Source organism: Prosthecobacter fluviatilis, from assembly GCF_042655725.1.
GTDB lineage: Bacteria > Verrucomicrobiota > Verrucomicrobiia > Verrucomicrobiales > Verrucomicrobiaceae > Prosthecobacter > Prosthecobacter fluviatilis.
Window position 1 is genome coordinate 1,262,022 of record NZ_JBHSMQ010000001.1, and the last position, 17,839, is coordinate 1,279,860.

At 61.9% G+C, this 17,839-nt stretch carries 15 protein-coding genes and 1 pseudogene; 1 reads left to right on the forward strand and 15 read right to left on the reverse strand.

What is annotated here, in order from left to right; genetic code table 11:
* Positions 1-16: 16 nt before the first annotated feature.
* The 13 genes and pseudogenes from ACFQDI_RS05050 to ACFQDI_RS05110 all read right to left on the reverse strand — a co-directional run bounded on the left by ACFQDI_RS05050 (position 17) and on the right by ACFQDI_RS05110 (position 12,902).
* A complete protein-coding gene (locus ACFQDI_RS05050) occupies positions 17-427 on the reverse strand; it encodes a type II secretion system protein (protein WP_377164059.1) in 411 nt (136 codons plus the stop codon).
* Positions 428-430: 3 nt separating this feature from the next.
* Positions 431-793 carry a hypothetical protein gene (locus ACFQDI_RS05055; RefSeq protein ID WP_377164061.1) on the reverse strand — a complete coding sequence of 121 codons (363 nt, stop codon included), beginning with the start codon at positions 791-793 and terminating at the stop codon, positions 431-433.
* A 15-nt stretch (positions 794-808) separates the two neighbouring features.
* Positions 809-2,026 (reverse strand): type II secretion system F family protein, encoded by a 1,218-nt coding sequence (locus ACFQDI_RS05060; protein ID WP_377164063.1) that lies wholly within the window; start codon positions 2,024-2,026, stop codon positions 809-811.
* 3 nt (positions 2,027-2,029) lie between these two features.
* Positions 2,030-3,721, reverse strand: a complete 1,692-nt coding sequence (locus tag ACFQDI_RS05065) for a GspE/PulE family protein (protein WP_377164065.1) — start codon at positions 3,719-3,721, stop codon at positions 2,030-2,032.
* Positions 3,718-4,305, reverse strand: coding sequence for a hypothetical protein (locus tag ACFQDI_RS05070; RefSeq protein WP_377164067.1), 588 nt, complete (start codon positions 4,303-4,305; stop codon positions 3,718-3,720). Before ACFQDI_RS05070 ends, ACFQDI_RS05065 begins: the two co-directional genes overlap by 4 nt.
* Before the next feature lie 67 nt (positions 4,306-4,372).
* Positions 4,373-6,286: a secretin N-terminal domain-containing protein gene (locus tag ACFQDI_RS05075; RefSeq protein ID WP_377164069.1), complete on the reverse strand. Its 1,914-nt coding sequence runs from the start codon at positions 6,284-6,286 to the stop codon at positions 4,373-4,375.
* A gap of 8 nt (positions 6,287-6,294) precedes the next feature.
* Entirely contained in the window at positions 6,295-6,906 is a 612-nt protein-coding gene (locus tag ACFQDI_RS05080) for a hypothetical protein (RefSeq protein WP_377164071.1), read from the reverse strand.
* Complete coding sequence (locus ACFQDI_RS05085) at positions 6,903-7,466, reverse strand: hypothetical protein (RefSeq protein WP_377164073.1); 564 nt, start codon at positions 7,464-7,466, stop codon at positions 6,903-6,905. The genes ACFQDI_RS05080 and ACFQDI_RS05085 overlap by 4 nt, the downstream gene beginning before the upstream one ends.
* 8 nt (positions 7,467-7,474) lie before the next feature.
* On the reverse strand, positions 7,475-9,316 hold the full coding sequence (locus ACFQDI_RS05090; RefSeq protein ID WP_377164075.1) for a hypothetical protein: 1,842 nt from the start codon (positions 9,314-9,316) through the stop codon (positions 7,475-7,477).
* Between the two features lie 43 nt (positions 9,317-9,359).
* Positions 9,360-9,731, reverse strand: a complete 372-nt coding sequence (locus ACFQDI_RS05095; protein WP_377164077.1) for a type II secretion system protein — start codon at positions 9,729-9,731, stop codon at positions 9,360-9,362.
* 652 nt (positions 9,732-10,383) lie between these two features.
* Positions 10,384-10,524 (reverse strand): annotated as a pseudogene (locus ACFQDI_RS05100) (chloride channel protein); the annotation flags it as partial.
* A gap of 35 nt (positions 10,525-10,559) precedes the next feature.
* A complete protein-coding gene (locus ACFQDI_RS05105; protein ID WP_377164079.1) occupies positions 10,560-11,495 on the reverse strand; it encodes a GNAT family N-acetyltransferase in 936 nt (311 codons plus the stop codon).
* A gap of 3 nt (positions 11,496-11,498) precedes the next feature.
* Positions 11,499-12,902 carry a Gfo/Idh/MocA family protein gene (locus ACFQDI_RS05110; RefSeq protein ID WP_377164081.1) on the reverse strand — a complete coding sequence of 468 codons (1,404 nt, stop codon included), beginning with the start codon at positions 12,900-12,902 and terminating at the stop codon, positions 11,499-11,501.
* A gap of 96 nt (positions 12,903-12,998) precedes the next feature.
* Between ACFQDI_RS05110 and ACFQDI_RS05115 the strand changes: the two genes are divergently transcribed.
* Positions 12,999-14,570 (forward strand): hypothetical protein, encoded by a 1,572-nt coding sequence (locus ACFQDI_RS05115; RefSeq protein ID WP_377164083.1) that lies wholly within the window; start codon positions 12,999-13,001, stop codon positions 14,568-14,570.
* Between the two features lie 26 nt (positions 14,571-14,596).
* Here ACFQDI_RS05115 and ACFQDI_RS05120 read toward each other — a convergent pair whose 3' ends face one another.
* Both ACFQDI_RS05120 and ACFQDI_RS05125 read right to left on the reverse strand, forming a co-directional pair.
* The gene (locus ACFQDI_RS05120) at positions 14,597-16,609 is read right to left on the reverse strand and encodes an alpha/beta hydrolase domain-containing protein (RefSeq protein ID WP_377164085.1); all 2,013 of its coding nucleotides are present in this window, start codon (positions 16,607-16,609) and stop codon (positions 14,597-14,599) included.
* The gene (locus tag ACFQDI_RS05125; protein WP_377164087.1) at positions 16,609-17,823 is read right to left on the reverse strand and encodes an alpha/beta hydrolase family protein; all 1,215 of its coding nucleotides are present in this window, start codon (positions 17,821-17,823) and stop codon (positions 16,609-16,611) included. Before ACFQDI_RS05125 ends, ACFQDI_RS05120 begins: the two co-directional genes overlap by 1 nt.
* Between the last annotated feature and the right edge of the window lie 16 nt (positions 17,824-17,839).

The window sequence follows — 17,839 nt, forward strand, 5'->3', positions numbered from 1 at the left end:
GGGCAGGAGTACACTTTCACTGCCCGGCATCCCAAAGTCCATCACTTCCGCTCGATGAAGGGTCATAGACGGACGAGCCCAGCAGCAAAAGCGGCGGCATGACGGTGTGATCGACAGTCAGAGGCTCATCATTCAAACTGACCAGGGCTGGCATCGTGGTCCACCCCTGCGGCAGATAGGGTTCCAGCTGATCGGTGGCCACCACGGCAATGTCCGCGGTGGGATGATCGGAGAGATAGGCGCGCTGGGCGGCAAACACCGCCTGGAGTGCCACTGAGGCATCCTTGCCACGCTGCCAGTCGCGCACGGCAGCGATGTTCATGCCTGCAAAGGTGGCCAGCCCCAGCAGCAGTCCGATCACAAGGCTGATCTCGATGAGCGTGAAGCCGCCATTGTGGCGGGCAGGACGGGAATGGAGTTTCATCATGCTTCAGGGGCGGGTTTTGAGGATCTGCGCCACTTCCGACTTGGGAATGATTTTCACGGCCCCCTGACGGACATTGACCATGGCGCTTGGCGCCGCGGCCTCCGCCGTTGCTGCAGGCAGGCTCTTTGTAATCTCCGCAGGCAGCGTGGCGCGGCGGTGAATGTACAACACACGCGCACGGTCCGGATTCGCACCAGCAGCAGCAGCCTGCTGTGACGACACCGGCTTGATCAATGGGGCCGCGGCTTTGACCGGAGCCGCAGCGGCCATGCCAGGGATGGGCCGGGGAACGAGCTTCTGCGGATCAGCCGCCACGACCGCCGTGGAGGCGAGCAGCAGGGAGAAAAACAAGCAGCGTGTTTTCATAAGGGTGGGTTGAGTTCACATGTTGCCCGACTGCATCATGCGCGGCCCCATCAGGAAGATGGGCAGCATGGAGCCGGTGAAGACGAAGCCGATGAGCACCACGGCCATGGCCAGGGTGATGAAATTGATGACCTGGGTGAAATCCGCCATGGTCGCGGCGGTGTCCTCCTCATAGATGTCACGCAGCAGCTCAAGCTGCTGTGGCAGGGAGGCCGAACGCTCGCCGATGCCGATCATGTGGATGACCTGCGGATCCAGATTGGTGTTGCGCTTCAGCGCCTCCGCAAACGGCACACCGGAGGACTCATAGACCTGCGAGGCCTTGATGAAGTCCGGATACATCGGCGTGCCCAGCAGCACCCGCGCGGACAATGCGGAGGCGCGGGCGAGATTGATGCCATTGGCATACAGCATCTGCAGCGTTCCGATGTAGGCGCTCTGGCGCAGGCCCATGACCAGCTTTGTCAGCAGCCGCCAGTGCTTCATGAAGAAGAGCAGCAGCTTCTGCCTGAAGGCCTCCGAGCGAAACAGGGCGGTGATGAAGCTCACCAGCGCGATGACAAAGAAAGGCCACGTGTGCTGCACCACATGGCTCACCGAAAAGATAAACACCGAAATCTGATCCGGCTCCTGGCGCACGCTTTTCAAGGTCTCCTCCACCTGGGACACGACAAATATCTGCGAATAAATGAAGAGGCCGATCTGAAACAGCACCACCAACGACGGCACCAGCAGCGCCGTGCGCAGCTTGCTGGCAAACATGAGCTCAATCTTGATCCGGCGCGCAAGGGAGGAGAACGCATCCCCCAGCTGTCCGGCATCCGCACCGGCCTCGATGATGGTGATGATGGTGCCGTCAAACGTCTGCTCCTTGGCAAAGGCGATGTGGACCGGCATCCCGGATTCAAGCCGGTTGCGGATGTTCATCAGCGACGATTGCAGCTCCGGATCCGGCAGCCCCTGCGAGTAGTAGAGCAGCGCGTCTGCCGTGCTGATGTTCGCCTTCAGCATGGAGGCGAGGCCGCGGAAGAGCTTGATGAGCTCTTTGCGGGGGATGGGCTTCCTGGACTTTTCACTCTTCGGCGTGCCAGCGAGGGACTTGACCAGGGCCACGCGGAAGCCGGGCTTGCTGACGATCAGCGCGGCCTGCTCGCGGTTCGGCGCCTCGCACTCGATCACCTTGGAGATCTCGGGCCGCTTGATGTTGCGGAGAGTGACTTGGAAGGCGTTCATGGCTTAGGTTTCGTAGGTGAGATCGAGCACCTTTTTCAGCGCATCCAGGTCGGTCCTGCCCTCTGCCATCAGCTTCAGGCCATTGTCGCGCAGCGACGGCAGCCCCGACTCCCGGCGCACTTCCTCCTCGAGTTCATAGGGCGTGATCTCCCCCTTGGCCAGCTTGTCCCCGAGCTTCGGAGTGATGGGCAAAATCTCCAGGATCGCGGTACGCCCGGAGTACCCACGTCCAAGACACTCGGCGCAGCCTTCCTTGTGGTGCTTGAACATCGGGCGCTTGGCCCAGGACGCATCGAGATGAAACAGCCGGATCTCACGTTCGGACACACCTTCGATGCTCTCCTTGCAGCTCGGGCACAGCAGCTTGACCAGCCGCTGCGCACAGGCCGCCTTCAGCGTCTGCGCGATCTTCCAGCGCTCCATGCCGAGCTGCTGAAAGCGCTCAATGATCTGCGAAGCGCGGGGTGTATGAATCGTCGTCAGCACCTTGTGGCCCGTGATGGCGGCCTCAATGGCCAGCTCTGCCGACTCACGGTCACGCACCTCCCCCATGAGGATGACATCTGGGTCGGAGCGCATGAAGCTCGCGATCATCGGTTTGAACTCGGTCGAGTCGCGCAGGTCGCAGTGCGTCACGCCGGGAATCTCGTCTTCGACCGGGTTCTCCAGCGTCAGGATGTTGTCCTCCGGGTGGTTCAGCTCCCGCAGCATCGCGTTCAGCGTGGTCGATTTGCCCGAACCGGTGGGGCCGGACATCACGATGATGCCGGAGGGCACCGACATGGCTTTGTCGAGCTCAAACAAGGTCTCCTCATCAAAGGCCAGCGTGCCCATGCCCAGCCGTGCCTCCAGATGCGTCTTGTCCAGCAGACGCATGGTGACGTGATAGCCCCGGTACGTGCGGTGCCGCTCATAGCGCACCCCCACGGCGCGTCCGTAGTAGCTGGCGGTGAAGCGGCCTGAGATGCCCGGACGCTTGCTGCGCTCCTCCGGTGCGAGGCGCATGAGATTAAGCAGAAACGCATCCACCCGGTCACGCAGCTTCACCGGCATTTCGAACCTCACCCCCAGCGCCCCATCAACGCGGAAACAGTACTGGAAGCTGGTCTTTTCCGTCTTGATGTGGATGTCCGAAGCGTGCTGTTTGATCGCATCACTCACCATGCTCGCCACCAGCTGAGCGATCGGCTCATCATACTGGCGCGTGACATCAAAGTCCGGCGCTTCGGTGGAGAACTCCTCCACTTCCACCGCCTCAAGTTCCGCACGGCTTGGGCCCGAGGAGCTGGAGGATCCCTCGATGATGGAGGACACCTCCGAGGCGAGCGTGACCACCTTCAGCACTTCATCCTCCGGGAAACGCGCCGCGCAGTAGTCGTCCGCCCGGTAGTCCCACGGATTTGCGACTGCCAGCAGCACCTGCTGCGCGTTGCGCCGCAGCGGCACGAACATGCCACGTGACATCACCACGGGGTCGCAGTAGCCGACAAACTCCGCGTCCGCCATCTCCCGCACCTGGGGAAAGGCCGGCAGCCCCGCAGCACGGCCGACGGCGCCCAGCATGCGCGTTTTCGACGTGCGGCGCACCAGCGCTTCATCCGACTGGCCTTCCTGACCGCCCGTGGCCGCCCGCAGCTGGCTGATGATCAGCCGCTGGATCGTGTGATTGAACTCGATGCCGAGATTCAGGTTCATGGGGCAAAATGTCGCTGCATGAGCAGCTGCCATGCAGGCAGGTCGGTGAAGAAGCTGAAGACAAACGGAGCATCGCCTTCAGACGTGCGGTTCAGTTCCTGGCTGATCCAGAATGACGCCGCCAGAGCTGAAACAGGATTGAGCGAGGTGACATGAACGATGCTCGTCTCTCCTGCCAGGATCGCAGGACAACCAAGCGCCATGCATACCGGGCGCAGGACCGGACAGTGCTCATACAAGGCCGAGGCCCGGCCTGACAAGGGACCGAAACTCCAGCAGTGCACCCGGTCGTTCAGGCTGTTGCGCAGCAGCCTCTGCATCCGCGCCAGTTCGCCCTCGGCCGTCAGCGCATGCTTTTGCGCCTGGTATTCTGCGGCGAATTCCAGAAAGTCGGGCATGAAGCCGGACGCCGCGGCGAGCTTCTCGCCATAGGCGGCCAGCAAGGGCGCGGATTCACTCTCCGCCAGATAATCCCCCTGCTGGAGGTACATCACCGTGGTTCCGGCGATGCGATCAAGCACCGGACGCATGCTGTTGCGGTCCGTCTTGGCCGGGAGCTGCAGGTTAGGAAGAAGGGCTGACATGAAAAGCTGCGTGATCGATGGCGCTCACGGGGCCGGAGACGGACTCCGGACACCGTCCGCGGTTGATTTACTGGCTGGGGGACTTTTTCGAGAACAGACGCTTGAACCACGAAGGCTTCGGCGCTGGCGGCGGCTCGGCACCCCGGTTTTTGACGTTGGGCAGGTTGTGATACCAAGGAGCAGAGGTCGGCGGCAGTTCCAGGGTGGTGTCCTGAATGTCATCCGGCTGCATGCCGGAGAGCTCACGCACATGCCAGTTCGCCTCAGCCTGGCCTGCACCCGCACGCGAGGCATCATACACACGCGGAGTGATGATGAACACCAGGCTGACCTGTTCGAGCTTCCTGTTGTTCGAGCTGAACAGCTTGCCCACCAGCGGAATGGTGCTCAGCACCGGCACCTTGTTGTTCCCCTCGCTGTTGCTGTAGTCATAGAAGCCGCCAAGAAACAGCGACTGTCCCGCCGGAATGCGGCTGATGGCCTCGACCGTGGACTCGCTCACCCGTGGGAACATGTTGTTGCCACGACCAGCGATGAGCTCGACAATCTTTGCCACCCGCGGACGCAGCTTCATGCGCACCGTGCCATCTGGCAGCAGCGTGGGCGTCACCGACAGCGTGACACCGATCTCGCGGTTCTTTTCCGGCTCTTCGGTCGCGCTCGGATCCTCCTTGTCGATCTTGTAGCGCACCACATCCGTCACGTTCTGGCCCGCCGCAGTGTTGGTGATGTTGGACGTGATGACGGGGAAGCGGTCCACGATGGAAATCAGGCCCTGCTCATTGTCCTCGGTGATGATGCTGGGGCAGGCCTCCTGCGTGACGACGTTCGCATTCACCAGGGCGCGCAGAATGGCCTGCACCTGCGTGTTATCAAACACGAGCCCTCCCCCCTGCTGGTTGATCTGATTGATCGAGTCCACCGGCGCAGACAGGCTGCCGGTGCGCGTCACCGTGCTGACGTCTGGCAGGTTGAAGAGCGCGTTCAGACTCTGGTGCATGGTCAGGCTGGTGCCGGTGTCCCCCAGGGCCCGGCTCCAGTCCACCCCCACCTGGCGGCCCTGGTCGCGCTTGATGCGCAGCACCCGGACGTTGACCAGGATCTGCGGCTTCGCCTTGTCGATCCCTTCCAGCAGCTTGCGCACCCGTTCGAGCTTGATGCTGTTGTCGCTGACGAGCAGCGTGTTCGTTTTCTCTTCAAACTCGATCTGTCCGATGTCGTGCGTGAGCATGGGGCGGATGATGGCCTTCAGCTTCTCAAAGTCGGACTGAACCGCACCCGGGGCTGACTTAGCACCACCACCACCACCGTCCTCATCACTGCTGTCCTGCGCGGCCGGGGCGGATATGCTGCGGTTGAGCGGAGCCCCCCGCAGGTACTTCAGCGTGTAGCTCATCACCTCCACCGGGAGCTTCGCGAGCTGGGCCTCGTTCATGAGCCTGACACTGGAACGCTGCTGGTGCAGCGTGAGACCAAAATTGACCGCCAGCTCCTCCATCTGCTGCAGCGGGTTGTCCGTACGGAGATGCCCGGTGATGCTGAACTGCGGATCGTTCAGTTCATTGTTGTAAAAATACTGCAGGCCGGCGCTGTGCGCGAGGTACTGGAACACCTCGTTGATCGGAGCGTTGTCGATCCAGTATCCGTCGTCCGCATGCTGCGGCGGCTTGGGCAGACTGTTGAAACGCGAGGTGACGTCCACCGTGGCGGCCGGCAGGGGTTGCAGCGTTTGCACCTGCGGCGCTGGCACCTCCGGCACTTGCGGTGCTGGCACTGCCGGCACTTGTGGTGCAGGCACCTCCGGCGCTTGTGGTGCTGGTACCGTCTGCACTTGTGGTGCAGGCACCTCCGGAGCTTGCGGTGCGGGTGCCGCCTGCGCTTGCGGCGCGGGTGCCACCTTCACTTGCGGTGCTGGCCCCGCCTCCTGGGCGGTGAGTGCAAAGCTCGCACCCAGGCTCGCCAGAGAAAAGATCTGCAACATGCATCGGCTCATGGTTTCGTGGGCTTCGTGGATTGTGTGGGCTGTGAAGGTTCCATCGGCGTCATCCGGCCCTCCATCTGGGAGGCGATTTTTTGCAACGGCTCGATGCTGAGATGCGGCAGGATGTCGTGCTTGAGCACGCCTGACTCATCGCGCTGAATATCGCGGAAATGCAGCTGCGTGGCGCCCACTTCCATGACTTGCGCCTGAAAAATCTCCCCCTTGTAGGCCAGCTCGATCACGTCGCCTTCCGCCGCACGGCGGCCGCCGATGAGGAACTCTTTGCGCTGCAGATTCACACCGTTGATCTTCAGCGTCTGCAGCGCCTGGTTCAGTGTGATTTTGGGCGTCGCACGATACACATCCTCGGTAATCACGGGCGCGTCATCCTCGCGGGGAAAGGTGGACAGTCCAAACGGGTCCATGTTGCGCTGACGCACGCCAATTTTTTTCGCCAGCGCCTCGATCTCCTCCGCCTTCGGCAGCAGCTCCGAGCGCGGCAGCCAGCTCGCACTGTCAATTCCGATGAACAACGGCGCGCGTTTGGCCACCGCAGCTTTAGTCTGCGCCAGGGCCTCGGTGGCTCCAAACAGCATGACAATGCACAGGATGTGTCTCATTTCTTCTCCTCCGCCGCCTTCCAGCAGGTATGCGTCATTTCCATCACCAGGAACTCACGCTGGTTCAGCAGTTGGTCGGTCTTGCGGGTGATCTTCAGCTCCTCCAGCACGGCCTGCGGCATGAGCGACTCCACCTGCAGCAGAGCCTCCTGCATCGGCCCCAGCCCCCCTTGAAAACTGCTCTTCACACGGGCCAGATCAGTCTTGACCTGGCGCCCGAGGCGGCCGCGGTCGAGCGGGAAGACCAGTCCGCTGCGCTCCAGTTCGATCTCCTTGTACTTCGGCAGCAGCGCGTCCAAAATTCGGGTGAAGAGATGGCCGGGATCCGCCTTGAGCAGCGCTTTCTGATCCTGAAAAGTCTTGCGCTTGGGCGCCAGCACCTCCTCCAGCTTCTTCATCGCGGCGAGGCGCTGCGTCTGCTCCTTGTAGAGTTCCTCCTTCTCCGCACGCACCGCCCCCAGCTTGCTCACACCGGCGACCACCCCGCCCAGCAGCAGGCAGTTGAACATCGCGGGCATGATCAAGCCGTAACGAAGGATGGGACGGGTATAGGCGCTCATGGGAGGGTTCAGAAGGGTTTGTCCAGCGGCAGGGAAAGAGCGTCCTTGTCCGTCAGGCTCTGGGTGATCGTGGCCTCAAAACTGAACGGAAATGCCAGCGACGGATCACGCGCAAGCTCGCCGGCAGATGCCTGCGGATTGAAGCGTGCGTTGCGCCCCTGGGTCAGTGCGATCGTCATCTGGCGGGTTGGCTCCGGCCGGCATGCCTCATCTCCGGTAACCTCGGCCACCCTTTCAAAAAAGGCGCTCAAACCACGCTGACTGTTCAACGTGCTCAGCAGCTGCAGCGCCTTCGATTTCACCAGCCCCTTGAAGATCCAGGTCCGCTCCATGCCGGTGGATTCGGCTTTGGCACCTTTGCCTCCGGCCATCGGAGCGCGGGACGCCTCAGCATTGTAAACAAAGCTGTCCAGCCTCACCCCCGAATCCTCTGGAAACAGCTGCAGCAGAAACTCGACCGTCACCCAGCCGCGCGAGCGCGGCTGCAGCAGACGGGTCACGATGTCGATCTCCCTTTTCTCTTGCAGCAGCTTGGTATGCTTGTCCTGCGTCAGCTTCATCTGATACGGCGTGAGCTCCCAGGATGGGTGGTTCATCGCGGCAAACAACGACCAGGTGCCGTACCCGCCGGTGCCGATCACGGCAAAGACCAGCAGGTAGATGAACCAGGATGAAAAGCGCAGCACCCGCAGATCACGCAGATCGGGATACAGCTGATCCAGCCTTGCCGTGTCCATGAAGCTCTGCCTCGCCCAGCCTCGCCACAATGAACGGAAGGTCTCCGTCCGCGCCAGCGGCGTGCTCCCGCCGCTCACCTGCTCGACTGCCGCAGTGTCATAGATCAAAAACTCAGGCCGATTCCCCGGCACCTCTTTCAGCGCCGGATGCTCTTCAAGATTCAGCAGCTCAAACTGGATCGGCTGACGGCTGATGGCGTACATCTCCAGCTCCTGCGCGACCGACTGCAGCGCCCGCGCCTGGGTGGAAACGACCAGCACCTTCGGCACCGCCAGCTCTGCGCCCAGCGCCATGTTCCACAGGATGTCCCCAAAGCCCGTCGGCACCTGGGAGCCGCCACGGTGGCTCAGACTCCGCGCCGTGCAGAGTTCGCCCTGGGGACTGATGGCAAAAACGGCGGTAAATTTGTAAAAACTGACCGCCACCAGGCAGCCACCTTCCAAGTTCGATTTCAGCAGCGGCAGCGCCGCCAGCGTTTCCATCGGGGCGCAGGTCACCGCCACGCGCACGGGTATCCGCAAATCCTCTGCGCAGTCCAGCAGCTTCAGCAGGAACGCCTCCCGGGTGCGGGACAGCGACACGGCGGTGCAGCGTGTCTGCCCCGGGGCCGAGCCCCAAAATGGCAGCAGGCGCCAGGTGTTTGCCTCCACCGAAACCTCGCGGTCGGCCAGCACCTCGCGCGGATCATCGACCAAATTGTAGCGCAGGATCTGAAAGTCATCCCCGGCCTCGCTGGTCACTTCTCCCGCTTGGGCGATCTCAGCCAGCCCAAACTCATCTGCGACGTGCAAAATCACCCCAAGGGCCTTCGGCTTCTCCTGAAAGTGAGCCGCAGACATCAGCTCACCGAGGATCTCACCCACCCCTTCTCCGGTCGTCAGATTGGCCAGAGGCAGCGTCGGCCCCGGCCGCCAGCTCTGATGCTGCTTGGAAAACACGGCGGAGCAGACCTCCCGACCGCCATCAAACCACAGATGCCACTGCCACGGCAGTTCCTCCGGCATCCGATACCAGTGGCTGTCCGCGCCCCGGCTCGTCTTTGACGCCACTGTGCGCGCCTGACGGTAAATGTCAGATGCTTTGAGTTCACAGGGATCAGTGATGCTGAGCATGGAACAGACAGGCTGGTGATCGGATGCAGGAGCGCTAACTTGTTTACCAGTCGGTTGTGTCGGTGGCCGCCAGGACGTGAGTCGAGGTCGCTCCGGTGCCTGCAAAATCGCAGTTGCCGTATGGGGTGCCGACCGTGGGGACAGTGCCCAGCCAGGTGTAGGCTCCGCCGGAGGGGCAGACCGGTGCATTCTCCATCAGGAGACCGGCACCAAAGACATCACCCTGTGCCAGAGCCGCTCCGACGTTCAGGTTTTGCATGTTGGCGGCGGATCGCACCGCCTTCTGGACGGCGGCGAGCTGCATCTTGCATTTGGCCTTGTCAGCACCCTGACGGTAGCTGCCCAAGCCTAGGAAAACCACCGCGATCAGTCCCAGGAGGAGAGCGATCACGAGGCTGATTTCAATAAGAGTCATCCCGGAACGGTTGAAGCGTTTTGGGAGACGACGATTTAGAGCGGGCTGTATGTTGATTTTCATTGCTTTAGTGTTGCCAAGGTAGGCAACACTATAATATCCACAAAACATCATTCGATATAATAATAAATGCTTCGCACTTTGACTAATTCTATCTAAATACATACTTAGCCGCATCTACCATAATCAGAGCAAAGTCGCGCCTTTGTTTTCACTGCCCTAAAAGACTGCTAATCAGCCTGTTATTAAATTTTGCCAAACAAGGAAGCCAGCATGAGTATTACAAAAGTCAGCCAGCGCATGTCGGAAAGTATGGATGCCGGTGAAAATGGATACCAGATGCTCGTAATCCGCTAAAACCACCTATCCTAGGTATATTTACTCTCAAGCACCCACCACTTGGGCAATGGCACAAAGCCTATTTTGGCTTCCAAAAGCTTGACCACTTCCAGACGTATTTCATGGGCCTGTGCCCGCTTTGCAGGTTCTTCTCCAACTTAGCCTTGGTCCGCCATTGGCTTCAGAGCAGCAGGCATTCATCCAGCGCTGAGCCTGCTGGTAAACGTTCTGCCGGTGCAGCCCGCAAAACAGCACGGCTTCACTCACCTGCATCCGCACGGCGCGGCAGCTCGCGCGCCTCGCGCAGCGTGGTGTCCACCGGCACCGCCAGCACGCTCCCCAGCACATGGCCCAGCGTGGAGCCGATGAAGAACAGCGGCGTCACCTCACTGCCCTTGAAGCCGCTGGCCAGCGTCACCGAGGTGAAGACCGTCTTCCACAGCCAGCTCAGCGGCTGTGGCTCCGTGTGTTCAAGGCTCTGCCGAGATCTCACGCGGTCTCCGGCATGAAGGTCGGGAAGACGATGCCTTTGGCACCCGCGACGGGTGCGGTGGATTGCGCGACGTGGAGCTCCACGTTGCGCGCGCCCCAGGAGTAAGCGGTGCGCACGAGGGCGGACGCGGCGCAGGGGGCGAGGAAGACGAGCGTCTGACCACGCAGGCCGTCGAGAGCGCGCCAGAGCAAGGCGAGGGCGGTTTCTTCATCGATGGCGACACCCGGACCGATCATGGTGAACGATGGGTGCACGCTCATGGCGAGGAAGCCGTTCACGCTGCCATCTGCGGCCTCGGAAACGAGCACACGCCAGGCACCGACTTCGTTGCGGATGAAAAACGCGAAGTCCTTTTCGCGACGAATGCCCTGCTGAGTTTGCTCGAAGTCGGAGATGCGCGGGACATCGGCCAAAACAGCATCACGCACATGTGCGATGCCTGCAGGCGCGGGGGCGGCCAGGCCGGTTTCGGGAACGGTGATGAGCAAATCTTGATACATGGCCCCGGGGACGAATCCGAGCCGCGTGTAGAGCGAGAAGGAGTCGAGGTTCAGCAGGCTCGAAACAAGCCGTGCGGGCTTGCCAAGGCGTTTCGCCTTGTCCAAGACGAGCGACATCATCTTCTTCGCGATCCCACGCCCCCCAGCATCTGGCGCGGTGGCGACGATACCCACGGAGACATGCGTTTCACGCTCGTGCGAGAAACACACGCCGACGATCTCGCCGCTGGCTGTGCGGGCAGTGACGCATTCGCCGGGATCGAGCGCCTCATAGACGTCCGGAAAGAGGGTGAAGGGCTCGTGGCTCCCGCCAAAGCGTGAGCCCTGGCCGAGGCGGCTCTCATACCAGTGCACCAGCGCCCGGTGCAGAAGGCGGGCGATGGGTTCGCGGTCGGGTGCTGTGAGGGCTGTGAAGTCAATGTGCTCGCTCATGGCCTAGACGATCTCCCAGCCTTTGCGGTATTGTTCTTTGATGAAGGCGTCTGCGGCAGGCAGGCCTTTGGCCTTCATCGCCGCGGCGTCCCACTCGATGGGCTTTTGCGCGCGCAGCGAGAGCACGCCCAGCAGCGCGATCTCCGTGAGGTGGGCCGCGTAGGCAAAGGGGCTCGTCGCGGGCTCGCCGCCTTTGCATGCATCGATCCAGTCGCGATGATGGCCGTTGGAGCGCTTCAGCCGTGGTGCCGGCTTCTGGTATTCCACGCGGCGTTTTTCGGGGAAAAGACGGGGCGGTCCGCCGCCGCCATCGCACTGGATCACTCCTTTTTCGCCGATGAAAAGGCAGCCGCGTTTTGGCAGCGGGAAAGCACCCAGCGCCTCGGGCGTGGGCGGCATCATGCCACCGTCATACCAGGTCATGCGGATCTCCGGCCGCGAGCCGGCAGCGGGGAAGGTGTAATAAATAAGCGCGCCATGCCCAGCGATGTCGCTCGTCATCAATCCGGCTGCGTGAGCCTCGATGCGCGAGGGCACGGGCAGATCAAAGGCGCGCACGGCGGTGTTCATGTCGTGGCAGGCGAAGTCGCCGATGCCCGTGCAGCCAAAGTCCCAGAAATCACGCCAGGCTACAGGGAAGTAGGCGGGATGAAACGGCCGCTCCTGGCGCGGGCCCAGCCACAGGTCCCAGTTCAGGCCCGCAGGCACTGGCGGTGTGTCGGTGGGCTTTCCAGCGAGCGTGGGATTCCAGCGCTTTGCGCCCACCCACACATGAATCTCCTTCACCGCGCCGATGGCACCGTCCTGGATGTACTCGATCGTCTCGCGTGTGCCGAGCGACGAATGGCCCTGGCTGCCGAGCTGGGTGGCCACGCCGGTCTCTGCGGCCACCTTGGCCACGTGGCGTGCCTCCCAGATGTTGTGCGTGAGCGGCTTCTCGCAATAGACGTGCTTCCCGGCCCGCATGGCGACCACCGAGCAGTAGGCGTGCAGATGGTCTGGCGTGGCAATGAGCACGGCGTCGATGCTCTTCTCCTTCTCCAGCATCTCGCGGAAGTCGATGTAGTCCGCGCAGCGGAAGTTCGGTGTCTTGGCGGCGTAGTGTTTCTCGATCTCCGCCTTCACCGGCAGGCGGCCACCCATGCCTTTGAAGTAAAAATTTTCCAGGCTGAACGACTCCGCCGGATCTGCCACGGCGATGATCTGGCAATCGTCAAGCGGCAGGAGATTGCGCACATTGGTGCGGCCCTGCCCGCCGGTGCCGATGATGGCCACGTTCACTTTTTCGCTCGGTGGGACAAAGCGCGGCCCGCCGAGAACATGACGGGGGACGATGTTGAAAGCAGTCACCGCTGCGGCGGTGGTCTTGAGGAAATGTCGGCGGGAGGAGCTCGGAGCGGGATTCATGCGGTGATGCAATACGCCGCCGTGAGTTGCATTCTTCAGACGTGTTGCCGCCGATGACAGATGAAAGGTTTGCAGTGCCGCCGCCGACTTGCATGGATGAACCGCCGCAAGCTCCTCGCCACTCTCGCCGCCATGCCAGCAACCTCGTGGAGTGTGGAGGAAGGTCGTGAGCTGGAAAATCCGTATGCAGCGGTGGATTGGGATACCTGGGAGTGCCTGCACTCGATGTCGCATCAGCATCAGGGGCAGAATGATGCCTCGCGCGATGGCTTCCTTGGCATGGGCTACGGCCATTTTGCCTTCAGCAACTACTACCCCTCCGCGCCCACCTATCCGCTGCCTGCGGAGTATGCCGCGAAGCATCCCCAGCTCATCGCCGCGCCCAATGCGGAGCATCATTCCTACACAGACGCGGGCCTGCATGCCAATGCGCTCGGGAGCCTGCTTGCCACGGGTTACGGCGGTTCGGTGAGCGCTGAAAAATGCGCCTCAACGCCTGTCTCGCACCGCTTTGAAAAACTGAGCGTGTTCGATGCACAAAAGCCCTGGCTGGGCGTTTACCGGCTGGATGTGCGGCTCGCCGCCAAAGATGCCAAAGCCATGGCCACGCTCAGCCTCGATGGCGCGCATGAGTGCGATTTTCGCAATGGCTTCGCGGACAAGGGACCGGTGCATGAGCGCAAACTCCCGTCTGGCAGCCACACGATCTATCTGCGTGCCACGAGGGACAGCATTGATGCCAGGCTCGACTTTGATGCCGCCGCCATGTCCGTGACGCAGTACCGCCTCATGCAGGGCACGAACCGCCCGTGGCGGGATGTCTTCCGTGAGGCCTTCGACAAGCTGCAATACCCCGATGGCGGAGGCATGACGCTGAATCATCCCACCGGAAAGCTGGCGGACTATCTGCCGATGCTGGACTTTGATCCCCGGGTGCTCGGCATTGAGGTGTGGAACCAGCTGACCTCCGGCTTTGGTTCCAGCCGTGGCTTCTATGACGACAGCGGCGCGCCCACTCTGCACTTCTACCAGCTCTGGGATGAGATCCTGCGCACCGGGCGGCGCTGCTGGGGTTTCTTTGTCAAAGACCACAACACTTACGGCCGTGGCCGGAATGTGCTGCTCGTGCCGAAGCTCGACGCCTTGCCGGCTGCCAAACGCGAATCCGCCGCGCTGCGTGCGTATCGCCAGGGAACTTTCTTTGGCTCCGTGGCCTCGCTCGCAGCCAGCGAGGCGGGGGAAGTGGTGGCGCCGTATGATCGCAGCAGCTTTTGCTTCAGCCGCATCGTGGTGCAAAACGACACCCTGCAAGTCGCCGTGGCAGGCAACGACGCCAAACGCCCCAGGCTGCAGATCCGCTTCATCACGGATCAAGGCATCGCCAGCATCGTGGATGGCTCGCAGGCGGAGTTTCCGCTGAAACGAGATGCTAGAGGCCGGCATGAAGCGGCTTTTGTGCGTGTGGAGGCCTGTGCTTATCCGGAGACTCATCAACGCGGCCAGCCACTCACTGCGGACATGCTGCGCGGCATGAGCGTGCATGACATCTCGTTGCTCCATGACCAGAAAGCCCTGCGAGGCCCCGCCTTCGCCAGCACAGCTCCCGCCCTGCGTACGCCCATCCCGATTGTGGACATGATCTTTTCCCAGCCGCTGCGCCGGGTCTAAGTTTTTTTTGGGGAAGCAAAAAATGGCTACTGTGCCGAGGCACGCTCGATGATCCTCGCCACATCTTCCTCCAGCAAAAAGCCCTCTTCGTGGAGTTTCTTCGCCGCGTTCGCGATTCGGGCAAGGTAGGCTTCTCGTGTCGGGTAGCGTTCTTCCAGCGAGAGGCGCGGGTCGCCGGTCTTTTTGCGCTCGGCTTTGGTTTTCGCAAAGGGGAGAAACATGCCGTCCAGCGGCGCGAGCATCGTTTCAGCGCCCGCCTGCGGCGAGCGGAGATTCCAGCCGGTGTAGGTGCCGCGCGGCACGGCCACCTCCGGAAGCACGATGCCGCTTGTTTCATTGCCATCGGCATTCACAGCGGGCAGCAGCGTGCGAAACGGCTTTCCGGCTTTGGGCGGGATGATGTCGGCGATGCCTTCGCTGTGAAAACGCGGCCCGAAATCAAGGCGCGGTGGCTGGTAGGCGTGCGTGGGCAGTTGGCAGCCCGGAATCTTGGGGAACTGCTCCTTCCATGCATCGAAGCTCACCAGCGTGTGATCTTCCATACGCGGATGGCGGCTAGGCGGCGGTGTTTTGCCATGCTTCACCCAATCGACGAGGTGCAGCAGCATGGCCCGCAGGACGGGGCCACGATCATCGAGCGTGTTGCGCGGCTGCTGGCAGATGCCTGGGGTGCCGTCGCTCTTGCCGAGATGCTGCGCCCCGGCCACGAGGTACACGCGCACATCGTCGGGCAGCGTGAGATCGCTTTTCCCTTCCACATCGGTGTGCAGCAGCGAGGCGGCGCGGCTCCAGTACTCGGTGGAGCTTTGCGTGAAAAGCAGGCGCGGCGTGTGGCCGGACTTTCGGGAACGCGCCAGCGAGTCTCCGGATGCGCCCGTGATGGGATCTGTCTGCGGCAGCGGTGCCAGCGGGAAGAATTCGCTGCCGGAAAGATGCCCTTCGTGCTGCGTGCCGAACTCCGTGCTCATGCGGAAGCGATGGTTGAACATGCCCTTTCCGGAGCCCGCGACATGGATCAATGCGCCGTCGAAGACCGCGCGTCCCTGCTCGTCGGTGTTCAGCCCCTCATGCTGGAAGTGATGAATGACCCGGCCCGACTGGGAGATGCCGAACACGCAGGCTTTTTGCACCGCGCCCGCCAGCGGATTTTCCTTCGCTGCCCCGTGACGGAAAAAGGCCACGCAGTCTCGCAATGCGGTGAGGCCGAGCCCGGTCACGCGAGGCTCCTTCGCTGTGTAAACGAGATCGTAGAGCCAGCCGGGGCGCAGACCGGCCTTCACATAAACGTGCGTTGCATCCGGGATTAGCCGGCCCTCCTCCATGCGCCCAAACGCCCACTCGCCATGAGGAATCTCGATGCCTTCTGCATCGCGCTGCGGGCGCATCGTGAGCGTCGCGTCCGTGTTGTCCAGACTCACCGATGGAAACGCCGCGCCGATGCCCCAAGGGCTCCACGAAAAGGCCCGGCTAAAGACTTTTTCCGTGGTGCTGATCTCCAGATGCGCCCGCCCGGTGATCGTCCGGCCGTCCTCGGTGGCCACCGGCAGTCCGCAGAGCAAACGCCGTGTGTCATCGGCCTGCACCTCGCCGTTCCAGCCGCACCACAGCAGGGAAAAGCCGTGCTTCATGAGAAAGCCATGGCCCGCATGCGACTCTGACTTCGGATCATTCGTGCGCTCGCCATCGTTGAAGGTCCAAAGAGCGAGCATGTTGCCGCGATTGTTCACGTCATAGAGCAGCACGCCGTTGCCCTTCGTGGCGTCGGTCGGTTTCAGCAGGAAGAAGTCCGCCCAGCTTTCCACGCGCCCTCCGGCGTTGTGCGGCGCCCGCTGAAGGTCGCTGATGCGTTCATTGGCCGCGTTGCGCGGGTCCGTTTCAAAATACATCCGCCCTTCAAGACGCTCATAGGCACCTGCGGCACCAAAGACCTTGCCCGCTGCAAACGGCGAGCGTCCGGTGATCTCAATACGGGTGACTTCCGCATGAGCCTGGCCGATGAAAAATGCGGCGACGATGATTCGGGAGAAAAAGAGGCTCATCAGAAGGGCAGGGGGGTGTTGGGGGCCACGGAGTCTTTCGGCCAGGGGTTGCCGGCATTGAAGACGAGCATTTCTTCTTCGGTCTCCACCTTGGCAAAGGTCTCGTTGATCTGCTCCTCCTTGGCCCAGGCGCGCAGGCTGTTGAGTCCGAGGTGACGGATGAAAAACGGATAGGCGGCCAGTCGCTTGCTCGGCCCATAGTCGTGCCCCTCCAGTGGGAAATGAGCGTTCACGACCTTGTCTGTGGCTCTGTAAAGGCTGTAGATGTGCTGGATGTAGCGGAACTCCACCTCCGGGGTGTGCTGGGTGTAGTCTGCGCCATTGGAAATGATGAGCTGAGGCCTTGGCGCGGTCATCGCAGCGATCTCGGCGTTGTTCGTCTTGTGGTTCGGCCCCCAATGAATGGGCATGCCGCTTTCACACGGGCAGCCGCCAAAGAAATGCGCGGACACCTGGCAGCTCGGCACCGCCACCGCGATGCGCTCATCCAGGGCGGAAGTGAGGAACGTCTGCGTGGCACCGCCGGAGTTGCCGGTCATGCCGATGCGCTGGGGATCGACCCCTTCGATGGACGAGACGAAATCCAGGGCGCGAATGCAGTTCCACATGATCAAGCGCTGAATCTCAGGCACTTTGCCATGATCCCAGCCCGCTTTTTTTGAGTCGCCATAACCTACCATGTCATAGTGGAACACCACAGCCCCCATGCGGGCCAGCACCGCACAGCGGGTCTGGCGCGATGGAAGGAAACGGCCACCGTGCCCGTGTGCGGACACGATACCGGCATAGGGGGGCTTCATCCCGAGAGGCCGATACAGCGTGCCGGTGATGTAGAAGCCGGGCCAGCTGCGGATGTACACACTCTCCGCCGTGTACCCCTCATAGGTCCGCTTGTTGGAGTACACAGGGTCCAGCGGCGGCTTCTCCGGTGGATTCGCCAGCCGTGCTCCTTCGAGGATGCCGCGACGAATGGTCGCCTTGCGCTTTTCCCAGCTCGCCAGATCGGGGGTGGCTTTTTTAAAGGCCTCCAGCTCGGCGATGGCTTCCGCAGGCGTCTGGGCCTGGCCCATCCGCAGATGCCACCCCTCGGGCAGTGGCTTCTGTCCCTCCTCTCCGAAGAGGGACTTCCCACACCAGCCGGACAGCAGCGCCGCTCCTGACTTGGTGAGCAAAGCACGACGTGTGAATGAAATCGGTGCAGGGGATTGGTTCATGGTGGGCGAGAATTTT

What these genes read in the sequence shown, in the direction of transcription:
- ACFQDI_RS05065 (WP_377164065.1), bottom strand. Translation starts at nt 3,721, where the DNA reads ATGAACCTGAATCTCGGCATCGAGTTCAATCACACGATCCAGCGGCTG.
- ACFQDI_RS05070 (WP_377164067.1), bottom strand. Translation starts at nt 4,305, where the DNA reads ATGTCAGCCCTTCTTCCTAACCTGCAGCTCCCGGCCAAGACGGACCGC.
- ACFQDI_RS05120 (WP_377164085.1), bottom strand. Translation starts at nt 16,609, where the DNA reads ATGAGCCTCTTTTTCTCCCGAATCATCGTCGCCGCATTTTTCATCGGC.
- ACFQDI_RS05050 (WP_377164059.1), bottom strand. Translation starts at nt 427, where the DNA reads ATGATGAAACTCCATTCCCGTCCTGCCCGCCACAATGGCGGCTTCACG.
- ACFQDI_RS05085 (WP_377164073.1), bottom strand. Translation starts at nt 7,466, where the DNA reads ATGAGCGCCTATACCCGTCCCATCCTTCGTTACGGCTTGATCATGCCC.
- ACFQDI_RS05055 (WP_377164061.1), bottom strand. Translation starts at nt 793, where the DNA reads ATGAAAACACGCTGCTTGTTTTTCTCCCTGCTGCTCGCCTCCACGGCG.
- ACFQDI_RS05090 (WP_377164075.1), bottom strand. Translation starts at nt 9,316, where the DNA reads ATGCTCAGCATCACTGATCCCTGTGAACTCAAAGCATCTGACATTTAC.
- ACFQDI_RS05080 (WP_377164071.1), bottom strand. Translation starts at nt 6,906, where the DNA reads ATGAGACACATCCTGTGCATTGTCATGCTGTTTGGAGCCACCGAGGCC.
- ACFQDI_RS05105 (WP_377164079.1), bottom strand. Translation starts at nt 11,495, where the DNA reads ATGAGCGAGCACATTGACTTCACAGCCCTCACAGCACCCGACCGCGAA.
- ACFQDI_RS05095 (WP_377164077.1), bottom strand. Translation starts at nt 9,731, where the DNA reads ATGACTCTTATTGAAATCAGCCTCGTGATCGCTCTCCTCCTGGGACTG.
- ACFQDI_RS05125 (WP_377164087.1), bottom strand. Translation starts at nt 17,823, where the DNA reads ATGAACCAATCCCCTGCACCGATTTCATTCACACGTCGTGCTTTGCTC.
- ACFQDI_RS05115 (WP_377164083.1), top strand. Translation starts at nt 12,999, where the DNA reads ATGAACCGCCGCAAGCTCCTCGCCACTCTCGCCGCCATGCCAGCAACC.
- ACFQDI_RS05075 (WP_377164069.1), bottom strand. Translation starts at nt 6,286, where the DNA reads ATGTTGCAGATCTTTTCTCTGGCGAGCCTGGGTGCGAGCTTTGCACTC.
- ACFQDI_RS05060 (WP_377164063.1), bottom strand. Translation starts at nt 2,026, where the DNA reads ATGAACGCCTTCCAAGTCACTCTCCGCAACATCAAGCGGCCCGAGATC.
- ACFQDI_RS05110 (WP_377164081.1), bottom strand. Translation starts at nt 12,902, where the DNA reads ATGAATCCCGCTCCGAGCTCCTCCCGCCGACATTTCCTCAAGACCACC.